The sequence below is a fragment of the Candidatus Methylopumilus planktonicus genome (assembly GCF_006364715.1).
GTDB lineage: Bacteria > Pseudomonadota > Gammaproteobacteria > Burkholderiales > Methylophilaceae > Methylopumilus > Methylopumilus planktonicus_A.
Genome location: NZ_CP040984.1, coordinates 691,349 through 714,788 on the forward strand (window position 1 = coordinate 691,349; position 23,440 = coordinate 714,788).

Consider the following 23,440-nt stretch of genomic DNA (forward strand, 5'->3'; position numbering starts at 1 on the left):
TTTTAAATTATAAGTTTCAAAAGCTCTTCTTGTGAAATAATTTTAACACCAAGTTCTTGAGCAGTGGCTAGCTTACTTCCAGCATCTGATCCCGCAACAACATAATCAGTTTTTTTAGAAACACTTCCTGCTACCTTTCCCCCGTTCATCTCAATGATTGATTTAGCATCGTCACGTGACATCGAAGGTAAAGTTCCAGTGAGCACAAAAGTTTTAGTTGCAAATATTCCTGAAGCAGATTTTTTAATATCGTGTTTAGGCCAATGAACGCCTAACTCTATTAAAGATTTAATAACTTCCCTGTTCTTAGTTTGCATAAAAAAATCACTGATCGATTTTGCAACTGTGGGGCCAATATCAGGCACAAGCTGTAAGCTTTCTTCCGTTTGTTTCATGATTTCATTTAAATCACCATAGAAGCCAGCAAGATCTTTAGCGGTAGACTCACCTACATTCCGAATACCAAGCGCATAAATAAATCGAGGTAATGACGTTAATTTGCTTTTTTCAATAGCATCTAATAAGTTCTGACCCGATTTTTCTGCCATACGATCAAGACTGACTAATTGTTGAAGTTCTAATTTGAAAATATCAGGTAACCCGTGAATCAGGCCTACGGTAACTAATTGTTCAACAGATTTATCTCCTAATCCTTCGATATCCATAGCCTTTCGAGATGCAAAATGAATAATAGATTGCTTTTGTTGTGCAGGACAAATTAGGCCGCCTGAACAACGAATGATTGCTTCATCATCAATTCTGACAAGAGGTGAGCTACATTCTGGACATTCTGTTGGTATTTTAAATTTCGTAATTGTCTTGGGTCTCTTATCAAGTAACACCCTTACAATTTCAGGAATCACATCCCCTGCTCTTCGAACGCTTACAATATCTCCAATATGAACATCTTTGCGAATCATCTCATCTTCATTATGAAGGGTTGCATTCGTCACAGTTACACCACCTACGAAGACTGGTTTCAATCGCGCTACAGGCGTTATAGCCCCTGTTCGACCCACCTGAACATTGATGTCTAAAATTTCAGTCACTGCTTCTTCAGCCGGAAATTTATGGGCGATAGCCCATCGAGGAGCGCGTGATACAAAACCCAACTCATTTTGATAATTAAAGGAATTAACTTTATATACTACGCCATCGATGTCATAGGCTAGTGAGTCTCTTAACTTTAATACCTTGTCATAAAAACCTTGCAAGCCTTTTACACCTTTAACACTTGTAGATAAATCAGAAATAGGTAAATTAAATTTTTTTAGAAGTTGAATTGTTTCCGTATGAGTTTTTAAATTTAAATTGGGTTCGCTTATACCCAAACCATAAGAAAAAAATGTAAGTGGTCTTGTTGCTGTTATTCTGGGATCAAGCTGCCTTAAACTTCCTGCAGCCGCATTTCTTGGATTTGCAAATTTTTTTTCGCCTAAAGATTCCTGCTTTTGATTTAGTAATTCAAAGTCTTTTTTAAGCATCAAAACCTCACCTCTCACTTCTAAAATTTTAGGTGGATTAATATGATTGAGTTTAGTTGGTATTGAACGAATAGTTTTTAAATTATGTGTGACATTTTCCCCTGTGTAGCCATCACCCCGTGTCGCACCCTGAACAAAAATACCATCTTCATAAGTGAGTGTGATTGCAAGTCCGTCAAATTTCGGCTCAACTGCATATTCCAATTCATCAATACCAATATCATCTTTAATGCGCTTATCAAAAGCCATAAGCTCAGCCTCTTCGAAAGCGTTATTTAGAGATAACATAGCTTGACGATGAATAACACTCTCAAAAGCATCTAGTGCCTTACCCCCTACCCTTTGGGAAGGTGAATCAGATCGAATTAGCTCTGGATTTGCATTCTCTAAATCAACAAGTGACCTAAAGATTGTGTCGTATTCAAAATCTGAAATAGAAGGATTGTCTAAAACATAATATTGATAATCGAATGCGCTTATCTTTTCGATTAGCTCTTGAATTTTATTCTTAATATTTTCTTTATCAGGCTTCATTTAAGAAAATAGTCTTCGTGCGCATGAGCTTCCAGGTATTATATTTTTAGCTACCATTTGATTTTCAATTTTTTCAACCTGATATCTAATGCGCTCAATATGGTTAACATTTAATTCTTTTTTATTGGAATCAACAAGCATACATTCAAGTTCTTTTTGAAAATTAGTAATCGACTCCAACATTGCGTCAAACGATTCTTTACAACTCAAGGTAAGTGGCAAATCCATTTGAAAAAGAATGCCTTGAATATACGGATCAAGATTAAAACTTAAGGGCTGTTGATTTAAAGAAGTTACCCGAAATAAAGGGTGCTTATCACGACCCTTGAATTCATGATAGCCATCTTTGTTTACTTTAAAACCATCTATTTTTAATGTTTCAATAAGCTTTTCATTGTCGAACATGCCATTATTTTTAGGGATTAGAGTTAAAGTCATCATGTGGTCGACAAGAGCGCAAAATTGATTAAGTTCTTTTGCATCTTCTTCTATATTCGAATGGGAAAGCCAAATTAGGCTTCCATCTAAATCATTCTTAGTTTTCTCTGAGAGCATTCGAAATGTCTGAGTGTGTGCTTGTGAAATTGGGCCTTGGCGATCTACCAACTGAATAGCTATAAGTATTTGATCGAATGAAGCTGAGCCAGTTAAGTCCTCTGTAGACTGCCATTCATCTTCATTTCTACGAATGAAACAATACGCATGAGGAAGTTCAATAAAGTCTCTTAGGTTTAATTTAGAAGTGGCATGGGTTGCTTTGTTAAGCCTTATAAAGGCAATAGCATCAATATCACGATAGATATTTTTTGGTAAGTTCGAAAGTAAATATTTTTCTGAGATGCTTAGATCTTGATCATAAGGATTTTTTTCTTCCGGGCTTAAACCATTTTCATCTTTATATAAAAAAGATTTTTCAGCATGGTTTTGTTTTCGGTACTGGACAAGACGGATCCAGTTAAAAATGATCATAATAAGTATAATTATTACTGCGAGAATCGTCAGGGCAAACTGAATGTCAGACATACTTGTAATAAGTCCTGTTAACTTAATTTGCTAACTCCATCTTCTCTACTTCCTCTAATGACACCTCAACAATTCTTGATACACCAGATTCTTGCATCGTGACACCTATAAGTTGCTGAGCCATTTCCATAGCGATTTTATTATGTGATACATAAAGAAATTGTGTATTTTTGGACATCTCAGTAACCATATTTGTGAAACGAAGTGTATTGCTATCATCAAGGGGTGCATCGACTTCGTCCATGAGACAGAATGGTGCTGGATTTAACTTGAATAGAGCAAATACAAGCGCTGTAGCAGTTAATGCTTTTTCTCCACCGGATAATTGACTGATGGTTGTATTCTTTTTGCCTGGGGGCTGAGCTGTAACTTGAATGCCCGTATCTAAAATCTCTTCACCTAAAAGCTCTAGCTTTGCTTGGCCACCATTAAATAGCACTTTAAAAAACTCTGTAAAGTTCTTATTCACTTCATTAAAAGTAGCAATTAATCGATCTCGTGTCTCTTTATCAATACGCCTTATAGCGTCCTCTAAAGTATTACTCGCAGAAGTTAAATCTTCAACCTGGCTATCAAGATAGCCTTTCCTTTCCTTTTCTGAGGTAAGTTCATGAATAGCAGCTAGATTGACAGGGCCTAATAAATTAATTTCTTCTTGAAGTTTGTTGCACAGCTCTTGCACTTCTTTAACGGTTGTTTTGTCTGTAATTGATTCTGAAAGAACCACCTCATCTAATTGTGACTCATTGATCTCATTTTGAAATTGTTCAAATAATAATTTTGATTCCTGCTCATTTAAACGAGATTGCTCGAGTTTATCTCGGATTGGGTGAACCGCTTGCTCAGTTTGCAATCGCTTTTGTTCGCTTTCACGTAAATCTGTTTCTTTTTGTGCAAGATTGTCACGCGATGCTATAAGGACTTTTTCTCGTTCGTCTTTAACTGTAAGTTTTTCTCTTAAAGAAGTTTGCAGCGCATCGACATGCTCAGTATTGATTGAAGCCTTAGCGATATCTTTTTTATTATTAAGAGCATTATTATCTTCAGACAATAGACTTAACCTGGTATTTAATTCGCTAACTTTGTTATCAATAATTTTTAAATTAAAATGGCTTTCTTGAAGTTGAATTTCTGCCTCATTGACTTGCTTTCTAGCGCTTTCGTATTCGAATTCATGGCGTTTTTTAATTTCTTCAGTGGCTGTTTTTTGCTCTAAAAATCTATGTAAATCACCCTCTAAATTTTGGATGAGACTAGACTTAGATGTTTTATCAACCTCAATTTGGGTCAGCTTTACCATTAGCTCATTTTGCTCATGAGAAATATTGCTATGCTTTTCATTAGCGTAAGCTATGCTTTGCTGAATTTTTTCTACTTCTATCTCTGTTTGATGAAGCTCATTTAAAGAGTCCTTTAATTCTTCACTGAAAGAGTCTGCTTGCTCTTCATAATCATTTAATTGAAGCTCAGCTTCATTAAGTTTATTTAATACATCTTTATAATTTTTTTCTATGGATGGAAATTTTTCTTGCAGTGCTTTGAGTCTTTCTTGGCGAACAAGAATACCGTTGAGAGATGCATCTTTGCCATAAAAGGAAACGCTATTTTTAGTAAAAATATCACCTTGTTGATTCACTAAGAATTCACCCTGCTCCAAATCACCAATGAAATTTTTGTAGCTTTCGCCCTTTGGAATAAGGTAGCAATCAGATAACCATTCTGATAAGAGATTCATAAGTAGTGGATCACTAATTTCAATAGCATCTAAAGCGGAATTTAATTTGTTATTTTTTGGCTTATAGGCATGAGACGCGTTTAAATTAGCAAGTACCATAGACGCAGGGGGCCTATGAGCTATTGATTCATATTGAGCTAAGATTGCATTAAGTTTTCCACCAAGCGCTGATTCAATAGCTGTTACCCAGTCTGTTTTGATTTTTAGCTTTTCCCAAAGACGATTTGAAGTGTTTATATTGTGCTGAGAAGTCCAGCTTTTAAGGCTTTCATTTCCTTGGGTATCGTCTTGAATTTGAGCAAGTGTTTTAATTTCACCCTCAATCTGACTTAATTCTTTTTGTATTTCTATGTGATGCTGTCTGAAAGTATCAATTTCTTCTTCAAGGTCGGATGAGAGTGATTTATTTTCACTTATCTTTTCTTCAATTTTTTCCACATCTGATCGCTTATCAGAAAGATCTGCGTCTTTCTCTTCGAGAAGAGATTTACCAGACAAATCAATATTGTTGATCTCATTACTTAAAAATGAAATACGTGCATTTGTTTCTTCTTCAGTTTTGTGAATGAAGTCTATTGTCGCTTTTTCAAGATTGATTTTTTCTTGTGTTGACTGAAATTGGTTTGCAGATAGGTTAAATTGTTCTGATGACGAAAGGTATTGCGCTTCTACTGACTGAATAGATGACTTAAGTGTATTAAAGCTCTCTTCTTTGGTCTTAAAGAGCTCGCTTATGGCTGTTTTCTCAATCAATGCCCCTTCAATTTCTTTTGTAAATTTAAGCTGGTCTTCTGCGTTCTTAGTCAGATTAGCTTCAATTTCAACTAATTCTTTTTTGCTGCGCTCTAAAAGCTCATTTTGATTTCTAATGTTATTTTCAATATTGGAAACTTCAGAATTGATTTCGTAAAAGCTTGCTTGGTTCTTATTGATTTCATCAGAAGCATTAATGTGAGCTTGTCTTAAATTTTCTACTTCAGCTTCTATTTTTCTTAAGGCTGCAGTTTGTTGCTCTAATTCATTCACGAGCTTCTCAACTTGGGACTGATGTTTTTTCCAAACAATACTAGCATCACGTTTTTTTAATACCCAAACTTGCGCTTGATGAAATTTATGACTCTCAGTGAGTTCGTTATACTTTGTTGCAATCACTGCCTGAGATTCAAGCTTCGCAATCTGCTGAATAATTTCGTTTACAACATCTTGGATACGACTTAAATTTTCTCGCGTGTCTCTGAGTCTAAATTCTGTTTCACGGCGACGCTCTTTGTATTTGCTAACGCCAGCAGCCTCCTCAAGATAATTTCTTAGTTCCTCAGGTTTAGCTTCAATAATTTGTGAGATAGTATTTTGACCGATGATGGCATACCCTCTTCCACCTAAGCCTGTCCCTAAGAAAAGATCAGCAATGTCTTTACGCCTAACTGCTAAATTATTGATGTAATAAGTAGAGCCCTTTTCTCTTTCGATAACTCGCTTTACTGATATTTCTGCATACTGCGACCATTCTGTTGGCGCTTTTCCTAATGAGTTGTCAAAAATTAGTTCGACGCTTGCACGAGAAATCGGTTTACGGTTTTCTGATCCGTTAAAAATAACCGAATCCATATTTTCACTTCGCATTTCTTTTGCTGAAGATTCACCAAGCACCCATTTGACGGATTCCATGATGTTGGATTTTCCACAACCATTAGGGCCAACAATACCAACTCTTTGACCTTGAAGTTGAATGGTGGTGGGATCTACGAAAGATTTAAAACCAGCTAATTTAAGTTGTATAAGTCGCACAATATTCTTTTGTTGAAGTGAAGATGGTGTTATGTATTACCAGTATAATAACTTTTTTTTACTATCTTATTTTAATCTATGAACGCACTTTCTTTGGGAAAAAAACCAAGCGCAAAACCTACTAAAAAGCTTGAAACTTTCACTAATCCATGCACTTCTCGGGACTTCCATATTCATATGCAAATCCCTGAATTTACCTGTTTATGCCCTAAGACGGGGCAGCCAGACTTTGCGACTTTATATCTTGATTACATTCCCAATAAAAAATGTGTAGAGCTTAAAAGTCTTAAGCTTTATATCTGGTCTTTTAGGGATGAAGGCTGTTTCCATGAGGCTGTCACTAATCGAATTTTAGATGATTTAGTTAAGGCAACAGAACCACGATTTATGCGGCTTCGTGCCGAATTCTTTGTACGTGGCGGCGTTTTTACTAACGTGGTCGTCGAGCATAAGAAAAAGGGTTGGAAGCCAGAGCCTACAATTGATCTAACGCAATTTTCAAAACAATCAAACACCCGATCTTAAAAGGATTGACTCGCCTATCAGTAGAACTTAAGATGGGCGCCTTCGATCAAATACCTGGGGGTATAGCTCAGCTGGGAGAGCGCTTGCATGGCATGCAAGAGGTCAGCGGTTCGATCCCGCTTATCTCCACCAAATACCTTATATCAAACGCTGTTCTATAGTAGAATAGCTCCTTCTTTTCTTAGGTCCCCATCGTCTAGAGGCCTAGGACACCTCCCTTTCACGGAGGGAACAGGGGTTCGACTCCCCTTGGGGACGCCAATTACCAAGCTAGCTCTGCAATTCAGAGATAGCTTCAAACATGCTAGAATCACTTTTTTTAAAATTTCCAATAAAAACTTATGAGCTTAGATAACGTCCTTCCTGGTAAAGATATTCCAACACATTTCAACGTCATTATTGAAATTCCTATGAATGCTGATCCAATCAAATATGAAGTGGATAAAGAGTCAGGTGCTATCTTTGTAGATCGATTTATGGGCACTGCTATGCACTACCCTACTAACTATGGCTATGTACCAAAAACAATTTCGGGCGATGGTGATCCTGTTGATGTGCTTGTCGTTACTCCATTCCCTTTAATTCCAGGTGTGGTTGTAAGTTGTCGCGCTGTTGGCATATTAGAAATGGAAGATGAGCAGGGCCAAGACGCAAAAGTTTTAGCAGTTCCTGAAGATAGAATTCTTTCAATCTATTCGCGCTGGCAAAAACCGGAAGATATGAATCCTTTACGCCTTAATCAAATTCAACATTTTTTCGAGCACTATAAAGATTTGGAAAAAGGTAAATGGGTTAAAGTTAAAGGCTGGAAAGGTCCTCAAGATGCGCACAAAGAAATTCTCGAGGGTATTGAAAGATACAAAAAAAGTTAGCTGTTAAAATCCATGGGGTCCCACAATCTCGGACGGGTCTTCATCCTTAAGAAATGCATATTCTCCTGTGATATCTATTTCTATCCAGTCACATGACAAAGATAAAGTTTCGAAGTTTTCATCAATGACGCAACAATCTAGCCACTTCTTTTCGCCGTTAATTAAAACAGCCTGAAAACCAATACCTCTCCAAGCATTCACTAAATTTTCCATATCGATTGGATTCATTGCGCCATCTCTAAACAGATGCTCATCATACCAAACGCGAGTTCCGAGGGAAGAAGCGTGATCGATCAAACATTGTTCCCATCCGCCAGGATATTTCTCTTCAATAGTTAATCTTCGAACAATAAAATTAATATGCTCTAATGCAATGGCCATTTAAAAATTTTCTTTCTCTTCTAAAAAACGCCACATGCCTGTGGGTAGATCACCAAGTAAAACATTACCAATTCTCACCCTTTTTAATCCAGTCACATGAAGCCCAACAAGCTCGCACATTCTTCTAATTTGTCTATTTCGTCCCTCAGTTAAAACAAAGCGCAATTGATCGTCATTTTGCCATTCAACTTCAGCATGTTTTAGCTTGTAGCCATCGAGCGAAAGTCCATGTCTTAATAACTCCAAGCCTTGACTCACTAATTTTCCTTCAACTCGAACTAAGTATTCTTTTTCGATAGCGCTCTGCTCACCAATAATTGTTTTAGCAATTCTTCCATCCTGTGTAAGTACCAACAATCCGGAAGAATCAATATCAAGTCTTCCAGCTGGAGCCAATCCATCTGTATTAAATCTTGGATTTCGAGACGATTGCTGTTTAGAAACTTGAAAATTATCTTGGGTCACGAGACTGGCGGCAGGCGTAAAAGCTTTATCGTCATCAAGATGTGAAATATAACCCACGGGTTTATTTAAGATAACGGTAGCTTTGGAAGACTGCTGAATAGCTGCTTGCTTTTTTAATTCAACTTTTTGCGATCGGTAAGCGCGTGTACCTAATTCAGTGACAACCTTTCCATCAAGCATGACAAGGCCTTGTTCAATATAAGTATCAGCTTCTCTTCTCGAACAAAGGCCAAGCTCAGATAGTATTTTTGAAATACGAACAGCTTCTTCCATTTATATAAGCTTTATGGTTATTTAAGTTTGTAAACCAAGATGTTGTCACCCTCTTTAAAACCAAAGATAGAATTACCGCCTGCAGCAACAGCAATATATTGCGTACCATCAATCTCATAACTAATAGGTGGTGCATTAACACCTGCATCAACTTTATTTGTCCAAAGTAACTTTCCAGTTTTAGCATTGTAAGCATTAAAATTCCCATTACCCTCACCCATGAAAACAAGATTACCTTCAGTCGCTAATAAGCCTCCTGTTAATGGTTGATCTGTCTTAACTTGCCATTTAATTTTTTTACTATTTAGATCTATAGCAGAAAGCAGTCCCCATCTCTCATCTTGTGTAGGTTCGGAAGAAGCATATCTAATCGCAGGTAAATCATCACGCGCAGGCTCATCAACTAATGTGTATTTAATAGGTGCATGAATAGCTGAAACAAATGCAATTTGATTTTTTTCATCTAGGGAAGTTGGGCCCCAATTAGCACCACCTAAAATACCCGGGTATAAAACTGTACCTTCAGCTGAGGCTTTTGCAAAAAGATTTTTTTGTGGCACAAAGGGTTCTGTTTTTGCCAAAAGATCACCCGTGACACGATTGTGAATGTAATACCAGCCGGTCTTGCTGGCCTGACCTACCGCAGGAATCGTTTTACCATCTTTCTTATATTCAAATAATACTGGGGGGCTAGCAACATCATATCCCCATACATCATGAGGAACTTGCTGATAAAACCATTTTAATTTACCTGAGGTTGCATCAAGCGCTACAAGGGAAACAGTATATAAATTGTCTCCGGGTCTTGAAATATCATTCATCTGTGGAGAAGGATTACCTGTACCAAAATATAAAGTATTTGCTTCTTCATCAATAGCTGGGGTGCTCCATGCTGAGCCTCCTCCATACTTCCAAGCCTCTTTGTTATTTTTAAGACTTTCTTTTTCTTGAGCAATGTTACGGTATAAAGAAATATTACCTTCAATTGTTTCTCTAAATTTACCCTCCCATCCTTCTGATGGAATCGTATCAAACTGCCAGACACGCTTACCTGTCTGAATGTTATATGCTGCCAAAAATCCTGGACGCCCAAAACGACCATCCACCCCAATCACAGCGCCCATTGGTGCATCTGGTCTGGGGGTATCGACATGTAATCCATATCCCACCCCTGTAATGCCCACAATTACTAAATCTTTGTAAGTTACTGGGGCCATAGCAATACCTACACCGGTTTGACCATAAACATCCTTTTGACTCTTGCTGTCGGACTGACTTAGTGAGTTACTACTTTCAAATTTATTATCATTGTCAGCAACATCAATATCCCAGATTTTTTTACCTGTTTTCGCATCTAAGGCAACCAGTCTTGCATCAACGGTGCCTATAAAAATTTTATTACTTGAATATGCCAATCCTCGATTTGCAGGTCCACAACACATTCTCCAGCTATCTCTTTTTTTATGGTTATAACGCCATAACTCTTTACCTGTCTTTGCGTCTAATGCAACCACATGGTTATGCGGAAGACTGATGAACATTACATTATTAATAACCAATGGGGATGCTTGAAATGTCGCTGCAACACCCGATTTAAATTTCCAAGCAAGTTCGAGATTTTTGACGTTATCTTGATTAATTTGAGTTAAGGTCGAAAAGCGTTGATTGGTAAGATTCTTACCATATGAAGGCCATTGCTCGTCTGAGCCAAATTTGAATGACGGAAGCTTGGGTAGAGAAATCTTATCTAAAGACAATGCATCTAGGGAAATAGAATCCATAGAAGCGCAACCTGTAAATATGAGAAAAAAGAAGCTTAATAGAGCCGCTCGGATAGATTTCAACGTATACCCTTTCAAAACGATCGTATGAGATTACTAGATTAATAAAGCACTTTATGGATAATGCCTAATACTGATATCTTATCGCAAGCAATCTTTTTTTAATACCAGATATAAACTGACAACCTTACATGCAAAAAAATATATTAATCATTGGAGCAGGCATTACAGGCTGTTCATTGGCATATTTTTTAGCAAATACTGGATGGGATGTCACATTACTAGAGAGCCAAGATGATATAGCTTCGGGGGGTTCGGGAAATCCAGTGGCAGCAATTTACCCCAAATTCATGCTTAACGATAAGGCATACAATAATTTCATGCTAAAAAGTTTTATGTTTACGACAGCATGGATAGATAAATTAGGTCTAAATAAACATGATTATCGATTCGATGGTGCGATTGAAATTTTAGAGGAAGCGTATGCCCATAAATTAGAAATTAATTTATCAAGCTGGAGTGTAGACCAAGGAAAAATTTTAACCTTAATAGATAAACCAATACTTAAAAAATATTTAATGAATCAGGATTCAAGGGGACTTCTCTTTCATCAAGGGGGCTGGGTAAATCCAATAGCCCTATGTCGGCATTTAGTCAATCATTCAAATATTAAAATACTCACCAACCAGGAAATAATATCGATTGAAAAATTAAATAATGAATGGACACTTAAGACAAAAGATCAAAAAGTTTTTAATAGTGATCATGTTGCCATTTGTAATGCAGGGTATCTGCATCAATTTGACTTAACTCAACATTTGCATACAGATGCTTTCCGAGGACAGATCAATTGGGTCAATTCAACACCATTTCAAATGCCTTCTATCGTCATCTGTGATGAGGGATACTTAGCGCCACACATGCAAAATAAGCATATTTTTGGTGCAACTTATGGCATGAATGACTTTAATAAAGATATAAGATTAAGCGACACAAAAAAGAATATAGCCTCAATAAAAGGAATACATCAAGAATTTTATAATTATTGTCTAGTACAGAAAATAATTTCTGGGAGAGTATCTTGGCGAGCATCTACAAAAGATAGAAAGCCTTATGTAGGTCGCGTATTTAATAACGAATTATTTAAAAAAATGCGTGTGAGAGAATTGGCTCAGACAGATCAGCTGCCATGGCTGGACAATTTATATGTTGCGAGTGGCTTTGGCTCCAGAGGCTTTACGTTTGCCCCCTACTGCACTTTCGTCCTTGCCAATTTAATCAACAAGAACCTATCTAAGGAAGATAAAGAATCACTTAATTACACAAATCCGGAAAGATATAGGCTCAAAAAAATGAGTTTAAAAAAAGCAGCGAGTCGTATTTTTAAGGTATAAATTTAATCATGTCAAAACCCATTATTGATCTTGCAAAAAAATATGAAGAAGAAGGCGATCTTGTAAGTGCTATAGAAGTTCTTACAAAAGGACTTCAAGCTAAACCTAACGATCTATTTATTCAAATAGAATTAGGTAATCTATGTGCTTTAAACAAACAATTTGTTGATGCAGTAGGATATTTTAGGAATTCCTACATGGCTTTAAAAGATAATCTTGATATTAGAAATGCACTCTGTTTTTCATTGTCAGAGCTCGGTAACGCATACCAAATCCAGTCACAATTTTCATTGGCAGAAGCATGTTTTGAAGAAGCTATTCAATACGAAAAAAATAATTGGACTTATTATTACAATTTAGCCAATGCAAAAGATAAACTTCAAAAGAGAGATGAGGCTTATCAATGCTACCAAAAAGCATTAAATCTTAACGAGCAAGATGCTGACCTCTGGAACAATTTAGGTAATGCAGAGCGAGAATTAGGTCACCTAGATAAAGCCGTAGCCTCTTATGAGCGCGCATTGTCTATCAACCCCCTCTTATTCCACGCTTACCTTCATCTCGCCCATCAAAAACAGCACATGTGTGATTGGCAAGGGATTGACCAGCTTTTTCAAAAAATATGCTCTATTGTAAATACAAATCCCGCAGCGCTCATTTCCCCCTTCGCTTTTATTTCAAACCCATTCTCTTCATCTCAAGAACAAATGGTATGTGCAAATCAGTGGACGCAAAATCACATCAAAGCTCAATCATTTCAAAAAGGCAGCTGGGAAAGAAAAAATAAAATCCGTATTGGGTATTTGTCATCAGACTTTAAGTTACATCCCTTATATTTTTTAATACGCGACGTTATTAAATATCACGATCGTGATATTTTTGATATTTACGCTTATGACGCAAGCCCAAACGAAAATACAAACGAACGAACTACACTTATTAGTTTATTTGATCATTATCGTGATATCTCATCTACCAATGATGGAAGCGCTGTGACTCTTATCAATCATGATGAAATTGACATATTGATAGATTTAACCGGTTATACGAATAACAGTCGAGCATTTATTGCCCCACAACTTAAAAATACAATTACAATTAATTGGCTAGGTTACCCTGGTACGATGGGCTTTACGGGAGAAAAATCACTCTATGAATTTATCTTGGCTGATGATTTTATTATCCCTAAAAGTGATGAAAAATATTATGCAGAATCTATTCTAAGACTGCCCTTTGCCTATCAACCGAATATAGAAAATCGTAGCCAATCGAATGAGAAAAATCGGCAAGATTATGGCATTCCTTCAGACGCTTTTGTATATTGCGCTTTTAATCAATCGTTCAAAATTACAGAAGTTATATTCAAAGCCTGGCTTACACTTTTACAAAAATATCCAAAAAGTATTCTCTGGTTAACGCATTCAAATAAATGGGCTTCAGATCAACTAAAAAGCTACGCAGAAAAACATGGTATTAAATCTGAAAGAATTATTTTCGCAACACGCGTTCCAAATGAGGAACATATTGCTCGCCATGCCTTGGCAGATATTTATTTAGATACCCTGCCTTATAACGCTCACACTTCGGCCAGCGATGCATTGTCTATGAATTTACCAATTGTGACACTTAAGGGTAAAACATTCCCTTCAAGAGTGGCGGGAAGCTTGCTTCATAGCTTAAATCTAGATGAGCTAATTACCGAGGATATTGAAAGCTATATTCGATGTGCTTCGAAGCTCACTGAAGATTCAACATATAGACAGGACTTAATTCAGAGACTGAAAGATGCCAAATCAACTTCACCGAACTTCCAGCCGCGTTTATTTGTAAAAAAATTGGAAAGTATCTATCAAGAAATTATTTAATTTTTCGAAGAAAGAATCACGCCAGTAATAATAAAAATTCCGCCTAGCCACTCATTAAAAGCAATACTTTCGCCTACAAGAAAATAAGATGAAATTGCAGCAACCACAATTTCAAATAGAAAAAAACTAGACGCCTCCACTGCTTTAATTTGCGTGACACCAAATTGCACAAGCAATGTTGACAAAAATAAGCTTAATGCAATCGCCATCATAATCGCAGCATCAACTGGCCTGAAAAAATCTAATGTTGGCATAGCATTTTTATCAAACATAATGCATATTATGGCTACTACGATCACACCAAGCCAAATTGCTAATGCTTTTTGATTGACTGTCATATGTTCATGTTTACGTGTCATCACATTAGTTATTGCAAAACCTAAGCCGGAGCTAAGAGCTAACCAATCACTCTTTGAATCTAAATGAATGAGATAGCCCGGCTCCCAAAACATAATAAAAGCCCCAATAAGAGAAATAAAGACAGCGATGTAATGACGTTTTTGCGTATCTTCATTCAGCATAAAATGCGCTAAAAAAATAGTCCAAACGGGGGAGAGATAAAATAAAAGCATGACACGCACAACCTCTCCATCAATGACAGCGAGCACATAACTAATATTTGTATAACCTGCAACAAGAGCAAGAAGCCAAAAATCTTTTGACCATATAGGGACCTTTTTCTTTGTTATAAAAAAATAAGGTAGCGCTATGGCAATCGTCAAAATAAACACATAAAAACTGGAATAAATACCTGAAACACCGGCATTTGCCATCAAGCGATAGGGATACCAAATGATTCCCCAGACAAAAGCTCCAAAAAGGAGAGAAAATATCGGCAGCCAAGATTTAATCTTCATTAAAGTCTAGCCTTTACGAAAGCTATGACTTCTTTACTTATGAAGTCATTTGAACAATCAAATAGATTAAGATTTTCCATGCTCCTCATCCAAGTCATTTGCCTTTTTGCCAGCTGTCGTGTTGCAAAGATAATCTTATCGATACATTCTTTTTCTTCAATGCTCCCATTTAAGTACTCAAGGGTTTGACGATATCCAACTGATCTCATGGATGGCATATGACTTTGAAGTGTAGGATATTTTTGAAGCAAAGATCTCACCTCTTCAAATAATCCGGCCTCTATCATTTCATGAACTCTAAACTCAATGCGCTGGTGAAGCATTTTTCTATTGCTTGGCATGAGTCCTAATTTACAAACTGAGAACGGGAATACATCTTTATTTTTTGATTGATGATAAGAAGACAGAGACTTTCCTGATGAGTAAAAAACTTCTAAAGCACGACTGATACGCTGGGCATCATTAGGATTTAACTTTTCTGCTGTTTCTTTGTCAACGGATTTAAGCTTTTCATAAAGCTTCGGCCAGCCGACTTGACTCGCTTCTATTTCTATATCTTTTCGTAACTGCTCATCAGTCATAGGCATTTGATTAATTCCCTTTTCAAGGCCATTGAAATACATCATAGTGCCTCCGACAAGGAGTGGAATCTGGCCGCGCAATAGAATTTCATCAATAAGTTTTAAAGCGTCTTGCGTAAATTGCGCTACGGAATAAGCCTCGTTAGGCTTCATGATATTAATAAGGTGATGAGGTACCTTATCTAGAATATCTTGAGATGGTTTAGCTACACCAATATCCATGTCTTGATATATTTGTGCTGAATCAACACTAATAATTTCAAAAGGGAATGTATTGACAAGCTCAACAGCAAGATTAGTTTTGCCTGAAGCTGTAGGACCTATCAAAAAGAAAACAGCTGGCTTCTCTATAGCCATACTTTAGAAATTCTTAGCAATATTTGGATTGGAAGCTAAATATTTTTTTATACCAATTAAAATGTTTTTAGCTAAAATCTCTTGGTGCTCTTCATTATTTAAAATCTGCTCTTCTTTTGGATTGCTTATAAAAGCTGTTTCCACAAGAATAGATGGGATATCAGGTGACTTAAGGACTGCAAATCCAGCTTGCTCAACATTAGTCTTATGTAAGTCATTGATGTTGCCTAATTGATCCAACACAAAATTACCAAGCTTGACACTATCGTTGATAGTTGCTGATTGCGATAAATCAAGTAATGTCTTAGCAAGCATTGGATCTTTATCATCCAAACTTACACCACCAATTAAATCAGACTCATTTTCTTTATTAGCTAAATATTTTGCCGAAGCAGAAGTAGCACCCCTTTCTGACAATGCAAAAACGGAAGAGCCTTTGGCTTCGGGATTAGTAAAAGCATCGGCGTGTATAGACACAAAGAGATCTGCTTTTAATTTTCTTGCTTTAACCACTCGGCTATGAAGGGGAACAAAATAATCATCATCTCGCGTAAGCACCGCTCTTAATTGTTCGTCATTATCAATCTCTTTTTTAAGTTTTCGGGCAATCGACAAAGTAATATTTTTTTCTAAACTACCAGAAGCACCTCTCGCGCCAGAATCTTCGCCGCCATGTCCAGCATCCACAGCAATCACGATTTTTTTAGTCAAACTTTTAGTAGTTTGTGATAGCGATGGCAACTCTTGAGGTATTTTTTCTTTCTTAATCTCTGGAGGTGTTAAAACAATCTCTTTTTTAGGTGGTGTGAGATCTTTTTTTTCTTTATCTTGTACGAACGCCATTAATTCATCAACTCTTGGATACACATCAATGACCAAACGATGTTTGTATCCCCCTGCGGGCTTCAGAGAAAAAATATTAATTTTAGATTCTGATCTTAATTCGATAACGACTCGAGATACTTGGTTATTAAACTTAGCAACACGAATTTGTTTAATATTAGGATCGCTTGATAATATTTTAGTGCTTAAGTTTTTTAAATCGTCATTAAGATCAATATCATGAAGATCAATCACCAGGCGATCTGGATTTTTTAAGATCATTTGATCATTACTAATAGGCTTAATAGATTCAAGAGTCACCCGCGTATATTCTCTTGCAGGCCATACACGAGCAGATTCAATCGCATTTTTTGCTAAGACGTGACTGGGAAATACCCCCAATATGAAGATAAAAATAATTTTTAGATAATAGTTTTTAAACATTCACTTCCTATAGGTGTGAAACCAGTCATGTGAAGATGGCGGCCAAATGGCTCATGACTAAGCTCAATTGAAATATCAGGCTCTGGAAGCATGCTCCCTGCTTTTTCTGGCCACTCGATTAAACAAATAGACGTTTCATTAAAATATTCTCTAAATCCAGCATCGTCCCACTCATGCTCGCTTTTAAATCGATAAAGGTCGAAGTGATAGATCGTAAATTTTAGGAAGCTATAAGACTCAACCAGTGTGTAAGTTGGGCTTTTAACTTTATCCTGATAACCAAGCCCGCGAAGGAGACCTCTTACAAATGTGGTTTTTCCAGCGCCTAATTCACCTTTTAAATATAAATTCATTCCAGGGCGTAAATGGCTCGACATGCTTTCTGCGAAACGAAGTGTTTCACTTTCATCTTTTAAGTCATAATTAGAATCAAACATAGACATTACTTATAAAAAAATAATTAAAACATGGCAGACATTTGGGATCAATTAGCATTGCAAATTAAAGACTGGGGCCAAGAAATTGGTTTTGCTCAAATTGGCATTGCTGATATAGATCTCAATCATACGAAAGATCATTATCTAGAATGGATTAAACAAGGGTTCCATGGTGAGATGCATTATATGGTAAAACATGGTTCTCGGCGATATCAGCCAGATGAGTTAGTGCCTCATACCATTCGAATTATTTCGGCTAGGCTTAATTATTTTCCCCACTCTCACAATTCAGAAGCCGTTTTAGAGGACGATCAAAAAGCTTTCATCTCTCGGTATGCATTAGGTCGCGATTACCATAAAGTCATGCGTGCTAAATTAAAAAAACTTTCAGAAAAAATTCAAAAAGAAGCCCATAAGACTCTTGATCAATCATTTGAATTTAGATTATTTACAGATAGCGCTCCCGTTATGGAAGTTGAACTTGCTGAGAAGTCTGGCCTTGGTTGGCGAGGAAAACATACTTTACTAATTAATAAAGAACACGGTTCTTGGTTCTTCCTTGGTGAAATTTATATTAATTTACCTCTGCCTATTGATAAAAAAGTGGAAAATCATTGCGGCACATGCACAAGCTGCATGGATGTATGTCCAACAAAAGCAATCGTAGGGCCTTATAAGCTCGATGCAAGAAAATGTATCTCTTACCTCACTATTGAACATAAATCCTCTATACCTTTGGAATTTAGAAAACAAATTGGCAATCGTGTGTATGGTTGTGATGACTGTCAATTGTATTGCCCTTGGAATAAATTTGGTCAAATGACAAAAGAGGATGACTTTAAGGTAAGGCACGGTTTAGATGATATTGAGCTCGTGGAATGCTTTTTATGGACCGAAGCAGAATTTACCAAACATATGGAAGGCAGTGCAATCCTTCGCATTGGTTATGAGCAATGGTTGAGAAATATTGCGATTGGGCTTGGTAATGCTAAAACATCTGAAACTATCGTGACTGCCCTTAAGGGCCGACTCAATGAAGCCTCTCCGCTCGTCAAAGAACATATATCATGGGCGCTCGCACAACATAATTTTCATATGAATTAGGTATGTCTTTGCTATAATGTGAAGCTATATTGAAATTTTCATCATTAAATCCTTGAGTTGAACGTTATACATGTCGCAAATTAATCAGTCGCCTATCTGGCAAGCACTAAATCAACATAAAAAAGACATCGAATCCATCTCACTTCGCGAGATGTTCAAATCAGACCCTGAACGTTTTAATCAATTTCACATTCAGTTTAATGATTTACTTCTGGATTACTCAAAACATCACATTTCAAAAGAAACAATTAGCCTCCTAGTTAAGCTTGCAAAAGAAGTGGATTTAGAGAATTGGCGAGATCGCATGTTTGAAGGTGAAAAAATAAACTCAACTGAACATCGTGCAGTGCTTCATACAGCGCTTCGAAATCAAAATCAAACACCTATTATGTCTGATGGCGAAGATGTCATGCCCAAAGTTAAAAATGTACTCAAAAAAATGAGGCGTTTTAGCGAAGAAGTAAGATCAGGCCAATGGAAAGGCTTTACTGGCAAACCAATTACGAATGTGATTAATATTGGTATAGGTGGTTCTGATTTAGGCCCTGCTATGGTTTGTCAGGCATTGAAACCTTATGGCTCAAAAACCATAACACCCCATTTCGTATCTAACGTAGACGGTGCCGACCTCTCACAGGCATTAGAAAAATGTAATCCAGAGACAACACTTTTTATTGTTGCTTCTAAAACATTTACGACGCAAGAAACAATGACCAATGCTTTCTCGGCAAGGGATTGGTTTCTCAAGACTGCAAAAGATAACCAACATATTAAGAAACACTTTGTTGCGCTGTCGACAAATCAACATGTCGTATCTCAATTCGGTATCGACATAGAAAATATGTTTGAGTTTTGGGATTGGGTAGGCGGTCGCTACTCTCTTTGGTCTGCGATTGGGCTTTCTATTGCGTTATATATTGGTATGGATAGTTTTGAAGAATTGCTTAAGGGCGGATTCGAAATGGACGAGCATTTTAAAACAGCACCCATAGAACAAAATATTCCAATGATGATGGGCTTATTAGGTGTTTGGAACATTAATTTCTTTAACTTTCCAACTCATGCGATCTTGGCTTACGATCAAGGATTGTCTAAGCTAGGATCTTATCTTCAACAAGCAGATATGGAAAGTAACGGCAAATTTATCAATCGCGATGGGGAGCGTATTGATTTTCATACAGGCCCTGTCCTCTGGGGTGAGGTAGGCACCAATGGCCAACATGCCTTCTACCAACTTCTTCACCAAGGTACAGAAATTGTTCCAGCAGATTTCATAATACCGATTGAGTCTCATTACGCGATAGGTAAAGACGGTAATGAGCATCATAAAATTTTACTTGCAAACTTTATCGCACAAACGCAATCGCTCATGCTGGGAAAATCATATGATGAAGCACGTGCTGAAATTGAAAAACAAGGCTTTGAAGGAGAGGATATTGAAAGCTTTATCCCTCAAAAAACATTTGAAGGTAATCGCCCCACTTCATCCATACTTTTCCAAAAATTAACGCCAAAGACTTTGGGTCAGCTTATTGCGATGTATGAACATAAGATCTTTACCCAAGGCATCATATGGAATATCAATTCATTTGATCAATGGGGTGTGGAATATGGTAAGCAAATTGCAAAACAAGTTTTACCTAAGCTCTCTGAAAAAACACCTACACATGACTTTGATAGCTCTACAAATGGATTAATTAATTACATTAAAAAAAATCAATAAACTATTGATTTTATTTAATAATTAATTTTTGATTTAATATAGCTGTTCGTAAAGATTCATTCATAGAAGACCCTAAGCTTGCACCAAATTTACGTGCAAAACGGTCAGCAAAACCTTCATAAGTCGTAAAATCAACCACCTCTTCAGCCTTGATAATTTCACGAGCAACATAATCATAATTACCAAAACCATCAGCCAAACCTAATTTAACAGCAGCCTCGCCATTCCAAAAAAGACCACTAAATGTTTCTGGGGACTCTTTAAGTCGATTACCACGGCCATCTTTAACCACTTGGATAAATTGTTGATGAACCTGATTGAGCATATCCTGAACAAAGGCTTGTTGCTTTGGATTCACTGGAGAAAAAGGATCAAGCATGGCTTTGTTTGAACCAGCAGTCATCAGTCGTCTTTCAACGCCAGCTTTCTTCATGGTCTCCGTAAAACCAAAGCCATCCATGAGAACGCCAATGGAGCCAACAATACTAGCTTTATCTACAAAAATTTCATCAGCAGCTACAGCAATATAATAACCTCCTGAAGCACAAATATCTTCCACGACTGCATAAACAGGAATATGAGGATGTAATTTTTTTTGTCGTTTAATTTCATCATTAATCATTCCCGCTTGAACTGGACTTCCACCCGGGCTATTAATTTTTAAAATAATACCTTTTGTACCACGACTTTCATAAGCCCTTTGCACGCTCTCGAAAAAGTCTTTTGCATTAACCTCTTCCTTCTCTCCTATCACACCATTAATTTCAATCAGTGCCGTATGATTGCCAGAGCCGCCCTTGGTATGCGAGGCACCAAATGCAAAAAATAAAAGCACAAAAAGATATAAAAATGTAATCGATTTGAAAAAAATACCCCAGCGCCTTGCGATTTTTTGCTCACCCAAAGCTGAAAGCGCAATTTTTTCTAAAGCTTCTCTTTCCCAATGTGCGTTTGTTTTACTTTCTGTTTTTTTTCTAACTGCCATTTGTCATGCTCCATAAAAGCTTTAAAAAATCTCAACCCATAATACATTGTTTGATTCTGTAATATTTAATTTTTGTAATCTTTCACCGCGACAAGGCCCTGAAATGCATTCTCCTGAAGCAGGATGGTAAATAGCCCCATGGGTAGAACATACAATCCACTCTTTTTGATCATCCATAAATTCATTAGGTTTGTAATCAAGCTCAATCGGTAAGTGCCGACATTGGTTAAGATAAGCATGGTACTTACCCTCAAAAAGAACTGCAAAGCCTGATTGTGTTGCAGACGCTTTTTGATATTCAAATTTAACGGTTGAGCCGTCACCTTGAAAGTCTTTTTTATCTATTTCAATTTTTACGTTAGCACTCATGGTAACAAGAAATCTACGACCTCTTTAAAAGAATCAAAGCATGCCAAAGGCTCATAACTGAGCAATACGTCTTTAGGTTGTGCTCCATAAGTCACCGCGATGGTTTGAATACGAGCATTCCTTCCCATCTCAAGATCATAGTGAGTATCGCCAACAATCACGGCGCGATCAGCTGGAATCTTAGTTTCTTCCAAAATAGCCTCTACCATATGAGGGTGAGGTTTTGAAAAGCACTCATCTACTGTTTTAGTAGATACAAAATATTTATTTAATTCAGTATCTTGCAAAGCAAACTTCAACCCTTTTCTACTTTTTCCTGTGGCTACTGCGAGCTTACATTTATGCTGATAAAGTTGTCCAATACCCTCTTTTACGCCATCAAAAAGATAAGAATTACCCTCATTTGCATGATAATGCGAGCGGTAACCTTCAGCTACTTTCTCCAATAATTCAGAAGATAAATGAGGAAATAATTTGAGTAATAATTGATTTAAACCCAATCCCAAAGTTTTTAAAATTAGTGCTCTAGGCGGGGCTAGAACACCAGCGCCTTTGGCTGCTGATATAACTGCATCAACAATGATGCCTGTAGAATCAGCAACCGTTCCATCCCAGTCCAAAATAACTAAATCAAAGCGAGGTGATTTCATGAGGCTTGCTGACTTAAGAATGCATCAAGTTCCAGGGGTAAAGGGGCTTTTAACTCCAAAGGCTCCTCAGTTAAAGGGTGTTTCATTTTCATAGAGAATGCATGAAGAAACATCCGTTTTAAGCCCTTTTTTTGAAGTGCCTTGTTTAAGGAAAAGTCTCCATATTTGTCGTCACCTAGAATAGGGAATCCTAGATGAGCAAGCTGAACTCTGAGTTGATGGGTTCTTCCGGTGATAAGTTTAGCCTCTAGTAGAGTGTAAGGCCCTAAAGATTTTTTTAAGTAAAAGATCGTTTTGCTCATTTGATTTTGACTATCATCTTCCTCGTCAGTCACGTTGACACGCCTCTCGCCACCTTGTGTAAAGGTTTTTTTGAGCATCAGCTCGACTGTTTTCTTGGATTCAGTCCACTCACCTTCCACCATCATGGTGTATTTTTTTTCAATGCGATTATGCCGCATCATATCGTGCATATTGACGAGTGCTGAACGCTTTTTGGCAATCAATAAAATGCCAGAGGTTTCACGATCAATACGATGAACCAGCTCTAAAAATTTAGCTTTAGGTCTTACATGTCGAATCAGCTCTATGACACCAAAGTTAAGTCCACTACCCCCGTGGACAGCATAGCCGCTTGGTTTATTAATCGCCAATAACGCATCATCTTCGTAAATAACATTAGTGTCTAACCAGGCTGTTTGTTGCTGTTTCGGTTCAATAACGTGCGGCGTCCTCTCACCTTCTATGGCTATAGGAGGAATTCTTACTTGATCCCCTATCACCAGACGATAAGTAGTATCGACTCGCTTTTTATTCACCCTCACCTCACCACTTCTAAGGATTTTATAAACATGGCTTTTAGGCACATTTTTTAAAATTTTTAAGAGAAAATTATCGATTTTTTGTGTCTCGCTTGCTTCGTCCACGAGAACAAATGTAGCTTTTTCATCAGAAAAAATATTTTTAAGGGTTGTATTTTGAGTCATATTTT

20 protein-coding genes and 2 tRNA genes are annotated in these 23,440 nt (G+C 37.0%); 8 read left to right on the forward strand and 14 right to left on the reverse strand.

The window, feature by feature from the left end; genetic code table 11:
- Positions 1–2: 2 nt before the first annotated feature.
- From ligA to smc, 3 genes are all read right to left on the reverse strand, one after another.
- The gene (gene ligA, locus FIT63_RS03750; RefSeq protein ID WP_140006620.1) at positions 3–2,018 is read right to left on the reverse strand and encodes an NAD-dependent DNA ligase LigA; all 2,016 of its coding nucleotides are present in this window, start codon (positions 2,016–2,018) and stop codon (positions 3–5) included.
- Positions 2,019–2,987 (reverse strand): cell division protein ZipA C-terminal FtsZ-binding domain-containing protein, encoded by a 969-nt coding sequence (locus FIT63_RS03755; RefSeq protein ID WP_189342253.1) that lies wholly within the window; start codon positions 2,985–2,987, stop codon positions 2,019–2,021.
- Positions 2,988–3,063: 76 nt separating this feature from the next.
- Positions 3,064–6,564 (reverse strand): chromosome segregation protein SMC, encoded by a 3,501-nt coding sequence (gene smc / locus FIT63_RS03760; protein ID WP_189342255.1) that lies wholly within the window; start codon positions 6,562–6,564, stop codon positions 3,064–3,066.
- Positions 6,565–6,642: 78 nt separating this feature from the next.
- Between smc and queF the strand changes: the two genes are divergently transcribed.
- The 4 genes from queF (at position 6,643) to ppa (ending at position 7,961) form a co-directional block, all read left to right on the forward strand.
- A complete protein-coding gene (gene queF, locus FIT63_RS03765; protein WP_140006623.1) occupies positions 6,643–7,089 on the forward strand; it encodes a preQ(1) synthase in 447 nt (148 codons plus the stop codon).
- Positions 7,090–7,145: 56 nt separating this feature from the next.
- A tRNA-Ala gene (locus FIT63_RS03770) sits at positions 7,146–7,221 on the forward strand.
- 53 nt (positions 7,222–7,274) lie between these two features.
- Positions 7,275–7,350 (forward strand) — tRNA-Glu (locus FIT63_RS03775).
- Positions 7,351–7,430: 80 nt separating this feature from the next.
- The gene (gene ppa, locus FIT63_RS03780) at positions 7,431–7,961 is read left to right on the forward strand and encodes an inorganic diphosphatase (protein ID WP_140006624.1); all 531 of its coding nucleotides are present in this window, start codon (positions 7,431–7,433) and stop codon (positions 7,959–7,961) included.
- 3 nt (positions 7,962–7,964) lie between these two features.
- On the opposite strand, the gene FIT63_RS03785 is transcribed toward ppa, so the two are convergent.
- From FIT63_RS03785 to FIT63_RS03795, 3 genes are read right to left on the reverse strand one after another with little or no spacing between them, the layout of a single operon-like run.
- Positions 7,965–8,342: a hypothetical protein gene (locus FIT63_RS03785; RefSeq protein ID WP_140006625.1), complete on the reverse strand. Its 378-nt coding sequence runs from the start codon at positions 8,340–8,342 to the stop codon at positions 7,965–7,967.
- Positions 8,343–9,080, reverse strand: coding sequence for a pseudouridine synthase (locus FIT63_RS03790; protein ID WP_140006626.1), 738 nt, complete (start codon positions 9,078–9,080; stop codon positions 8,343–8,345).
- Between the two features lie 17 nt (positions 9,081–9,097).
- On the reverse strand, positions 9,098–10,861 hold the full coding sequence (locus FIT63_RS03795) for a pyrroloquinoline quinone-dependent dehydrogenase (protein WP_140006627.1): 1,764 nt from the start codon (positions 10,859–10,861) through the stop codon (positions 9,098–9,100).
- 191 nt (positions 10,862–11,052) lie between these two features.
- On the opposite strand from FIT63_RS03795, the gene mnmC1 reads away from it, so the two are divergent.
- Both mnmC1 and FIT63_RS03805 read left to right on the forward strand, forming a co-directional pair.
- A complete protein-coding gene (gene mnmC1, locus FIT63_RS03800) occupies positions 11,053–12,255 on the forward strand; it encodes an FAD-dependent 5-carboxymethylaminomethyl-2-thiouridine(34) oxidoreductase MnmC1 (RefSeq protein ID WP_140006628.1) in 1,203 nt (400 codons plus the stop codon).
- 8 nt (positions 12,256–12,263) lie between these two features.
- Entirely contained in the window at positions 12,264–14,120 is a 1,857-nt protein-coding gene (locus FIT63_RS03805; protein WP_140006629.1) for an O-linked N-acetylglucosamine transferase, SPINDLY family protein, read from the forward strand.
- On the opposite strand, the gene FIT63_RS03810 is transcribed toward FIT63_RS03805, so the two are convergent.
- The 4 genes from FIT63_RS03810 to tsaE are packed head-to-tail and all read right to left on the reverse strand — an operon-like array spanning position 14,117 to position 17,618.
- Positions 14,117–14,977 (reverse strand): DMT family transporter, encoded by an 861-nt coding sequence (locus FIT63_RS03810; RefSeq protein WP_140006630.1) that lies wholly within the window; start codon positions 14,975–14,977, stop codon positions 14,117–14,119. The genes FIT63_RS03805 and FIT63_RS03810 overlap by 4 nt on opposite strands.
- Positions 14,977–15,915 (reverse strand): tRNA (adenosine(37)-N6)-dimethylallyltransferase MiaA, encoded by a 939-nt coding sequence (miaA, locus tag FIT63_RS03815; protein WP_140006631.1) that lies wholly within the window; start codon positions 15,913–15,915, stop codon positions 14,977–14,979. Before miaA ends, FIT63_RS03810 begins: the two co-directional genes overlap by 1 nt.
- A gap of 3 nt (positions 15,916–15,918) precedes the next feature.
- Positions 15,919–17,181: an N-acetylmuramoyl-L-alanine amidase gene (locus tag FIT63_RS03820; protein ID WP_140006632.1), complete on the reverse strand. Its 1,263-nt coding sequence runs from the start codon at positions 17,179–17,181 to the stop codon at positions 15,919–15,921.
- Positions 17,160–17,618 (reverse strand): tRNA (adenosine(37)-N6)-threonylcarbamoyltransferase complex ATPase subunit type 1 TsaE, encoded by a 459-nt coding sequence (gene tsaE, locus FIT63_RS03825; protein WP_317615546.1) that lies wholly within the window; start codon positions 17,616–17,618, stop codon positions 17,160–17,162. Before tsaE ends, FIT63_RS03820 begins: the two co-directional genes overlap by 22 nt.
- 30 nt (positions 17,619–17,648) lie before the next feature.
- Between tsaE and queG the strand changes: the two genes are divergently transcribed.
- Both queG and pgi read left to right on the forward strand, forming a co-directional pair.
- Positions 17,649–18,722 (forward strand): tRNA epoxyqueuosine(34) reductase QueG, encoded by a 1,074-nt coding sequence (gene queG / locus FIT63_RS03830; RefSeq protein WP_140006634.1) that lies wholly within the window; start codon positions 17,649–17,651, stop codon positions 18,720–18,722.
- A gap of 70 nt (positions 18,723–18,792) precedes the next feature.
- Positions 18,793–20,445 (forward strand): glucose-6-phosphate isomerase, encoded by a 1,653-nt coding sequence (gene pgi / locus FIT63_RS03835; RefSeq protein ID WP_140006635.1) that lies wholly within the window; start codon positions 18,793–18,795, stop codon positions 20,443–20,445.
- Between the two features lie 10 nt (positions 20,446–20,455).
- On the opposite strand, the gene FIT63_RS03840 is transcribed toward pgi, so the two are convergent.
- Genes FIT63_RS03840 through FIT63_RS03855 form a run of 4 tightly spaced genes read right to left on the reverse strand, consistent with a single transcriptional unit; the run spans position 20,456 to position 23,435 of the window.
- The gene (locus FIT63_RS03840; protein WP_140006636.1) at positions 20,456–21,430 is read right to left on the reverse strand and encodes a S49 family peptidase; all 975 of its coding nucleotides are present in this window, start codon (positions 21,428–21,430) and stop codon (positions 20,456–20,458) included.
- A gap of 21 nt (positions 21,431–21,451) precedes the next feature.
- The gene (locus FIT63_RS03845) at positions 21,452–21,799 is read right to left on the reverse strand and encodes a Rieske (2Fe-2S) protein (protein ID WP_140006637.1); all 348 of its coding nucleotides are present in this window, start codon (positions 21,797–21,799) and stop codon (positions 21,452–21,454) included.
- A complete protein-coding gene (locus FIT63_RS03850; protein WP_140006638.1) occupies positions 21,796–22,449 on the reverse strand; it encodes an HAD family hydrolase in 654 nt (217 codons plus the stop codon). Before FIT63_RS03850 ends, FIT63_RS03845 begins: the two co-directional genes overlap by 4 nt.
- Positions 22,446–23,435: an RluA family pseudouridine synthase gene (locus FIT63_RS03855; RefSeq protein ID WP_140006639.1), complete on the reverse strand. Its 990-nt coding sequence runs from the start codon at positions 23,433–23,435 to the stop codon at positions 22,446–22,448. Before FIT63_RS03855 ends, FIT63_RS03850 begins: the two co-directional genes overlap by 4 nt.
- Positions 23,436–23,440 lie beyond the last annotated feature (5 nt).

Coding starts and splice junctions, on each gene's coding strand:
- miaA (WP_140006631.1), bottom strand. CDS start 15,915: ATGGCTATAGAGAAGCCAGCTGTTTTCTTTTTGATAGGTCCTACAGCT.
- tsaE (WP_317615546.1), bottom strand. CDS start 17,618: ATGTTTGATTCTAATTATGACTTAAAAGATGAAAGTGAAACACTTCGT.
- ppa (WP_140006624.1), top strand. CDS start 7,431: ATGAGCTTAGATAACGTCCTTCCTGGTAAAGATATTCCAACACATTTC.
- FIT63_RS03755 (WP_189342253.1), bottom strand. CDS start 2,987: ATGATCATTTTTAACTGGATCCGTCTTGTCCAGTACCGAAAACAAAAC.
- ligA (WP_140006620.1), bottom strand. CDS start 2,018: ATGAAGCCTGATAAAGAAAATATTAAGAATAAAATTCAAGAGCTAATC.
- mnmC1 (WP_140006628.1), top strand. CDS start 11,053: ATGCAAAAAAATATATTAATCATTGGAGCAGGCATTACAGGCTGTTCA.
- FIT63_RS03785 (WP_140006625.1), bottom strand. CDS start 8,342: ATGGCCATTGCATTAGAGCATATTAATTTTATTGTTCGAAGATTAACT.
- FIT63_RS03790 (WP_140006626.1), bottom strand. CDS start 9,080: ATGGAAGAAGCTGTTCGTATTTCAAAAATACTATCTGAGCTTGGCCTT.
- FIT63_RS03805 (WP_140006629.1), top strand. CDS start 12,264: ATGTCAAAACCCATTATTGATCTTGCAAAAAAATATGAAGAAGAAGGC.
- queG (WP_140006634.1), top strand. CDS start 17,649: ATGGCAGACATTTGGGATCAATTAGCATTGCAAATTAAAGACTGGGGC.
- FIT63_RS03840 (WP_140006636.1), bottom strand. CDS start 21,430: ATGGCAGTTAGAAAAAAAACAGAAAGTAAAACAAACGCACATTGGGAA.
- pgi (WP_140006635.1), top strand. CDS start 18,793: ATGTCGCAAATTAATCAGTCGCCTATCTGGCAAGCACTAAATCAACAT.
- FIT63_RS03820 (WP_140006632.1), bottom strand. CDS start 17,181: ATGTTTAAAAACTATTATCTAAAAATTATTTTTATCTTCATATTGGGG.
- FIT63_RS03850 (WP_140006638.1), bottom strand. CDS start 22,449: ATGAAATCACCTCGCTTTGATTTAGTTATTTTGGACTGGGATGGAACG.
- FIT63_RS03795 (WP_140006627.1), bottom strand. CDS start 10,861: ATGGATTCTATTTCCCTAGATGCATTGTCTTTAGATAAGATTTCTCTA.
- queF (WP_140006623.1), top strand. CDS start 6,643: ATGAACGCACTTTCTTTGGGAAAAAAACCAAGCGCAAAACCTACTAAA.
- FIT63_RS03855 (WP_140006639.1), bottom strand. CDS start 23,435: ATGACTCAAAATACAACCCTTAAAAATATTTTTTCTGATGAAAAAGCT.
- FIT63_RS03845 (WP_140006637.1), bottom strand. CDS start 21,799: ATGAGTGCTAACGTAAAAATTGAAATAGATAAAAAAGACTTTCAAGGT.
- FIT63_RS03810 (WP_140006630.1), bottom strand. CDS start 14,977: ATGAAGATTAAATCTTGGCTGCCGATATTTTCTCTCCTTTTTGGAGCT.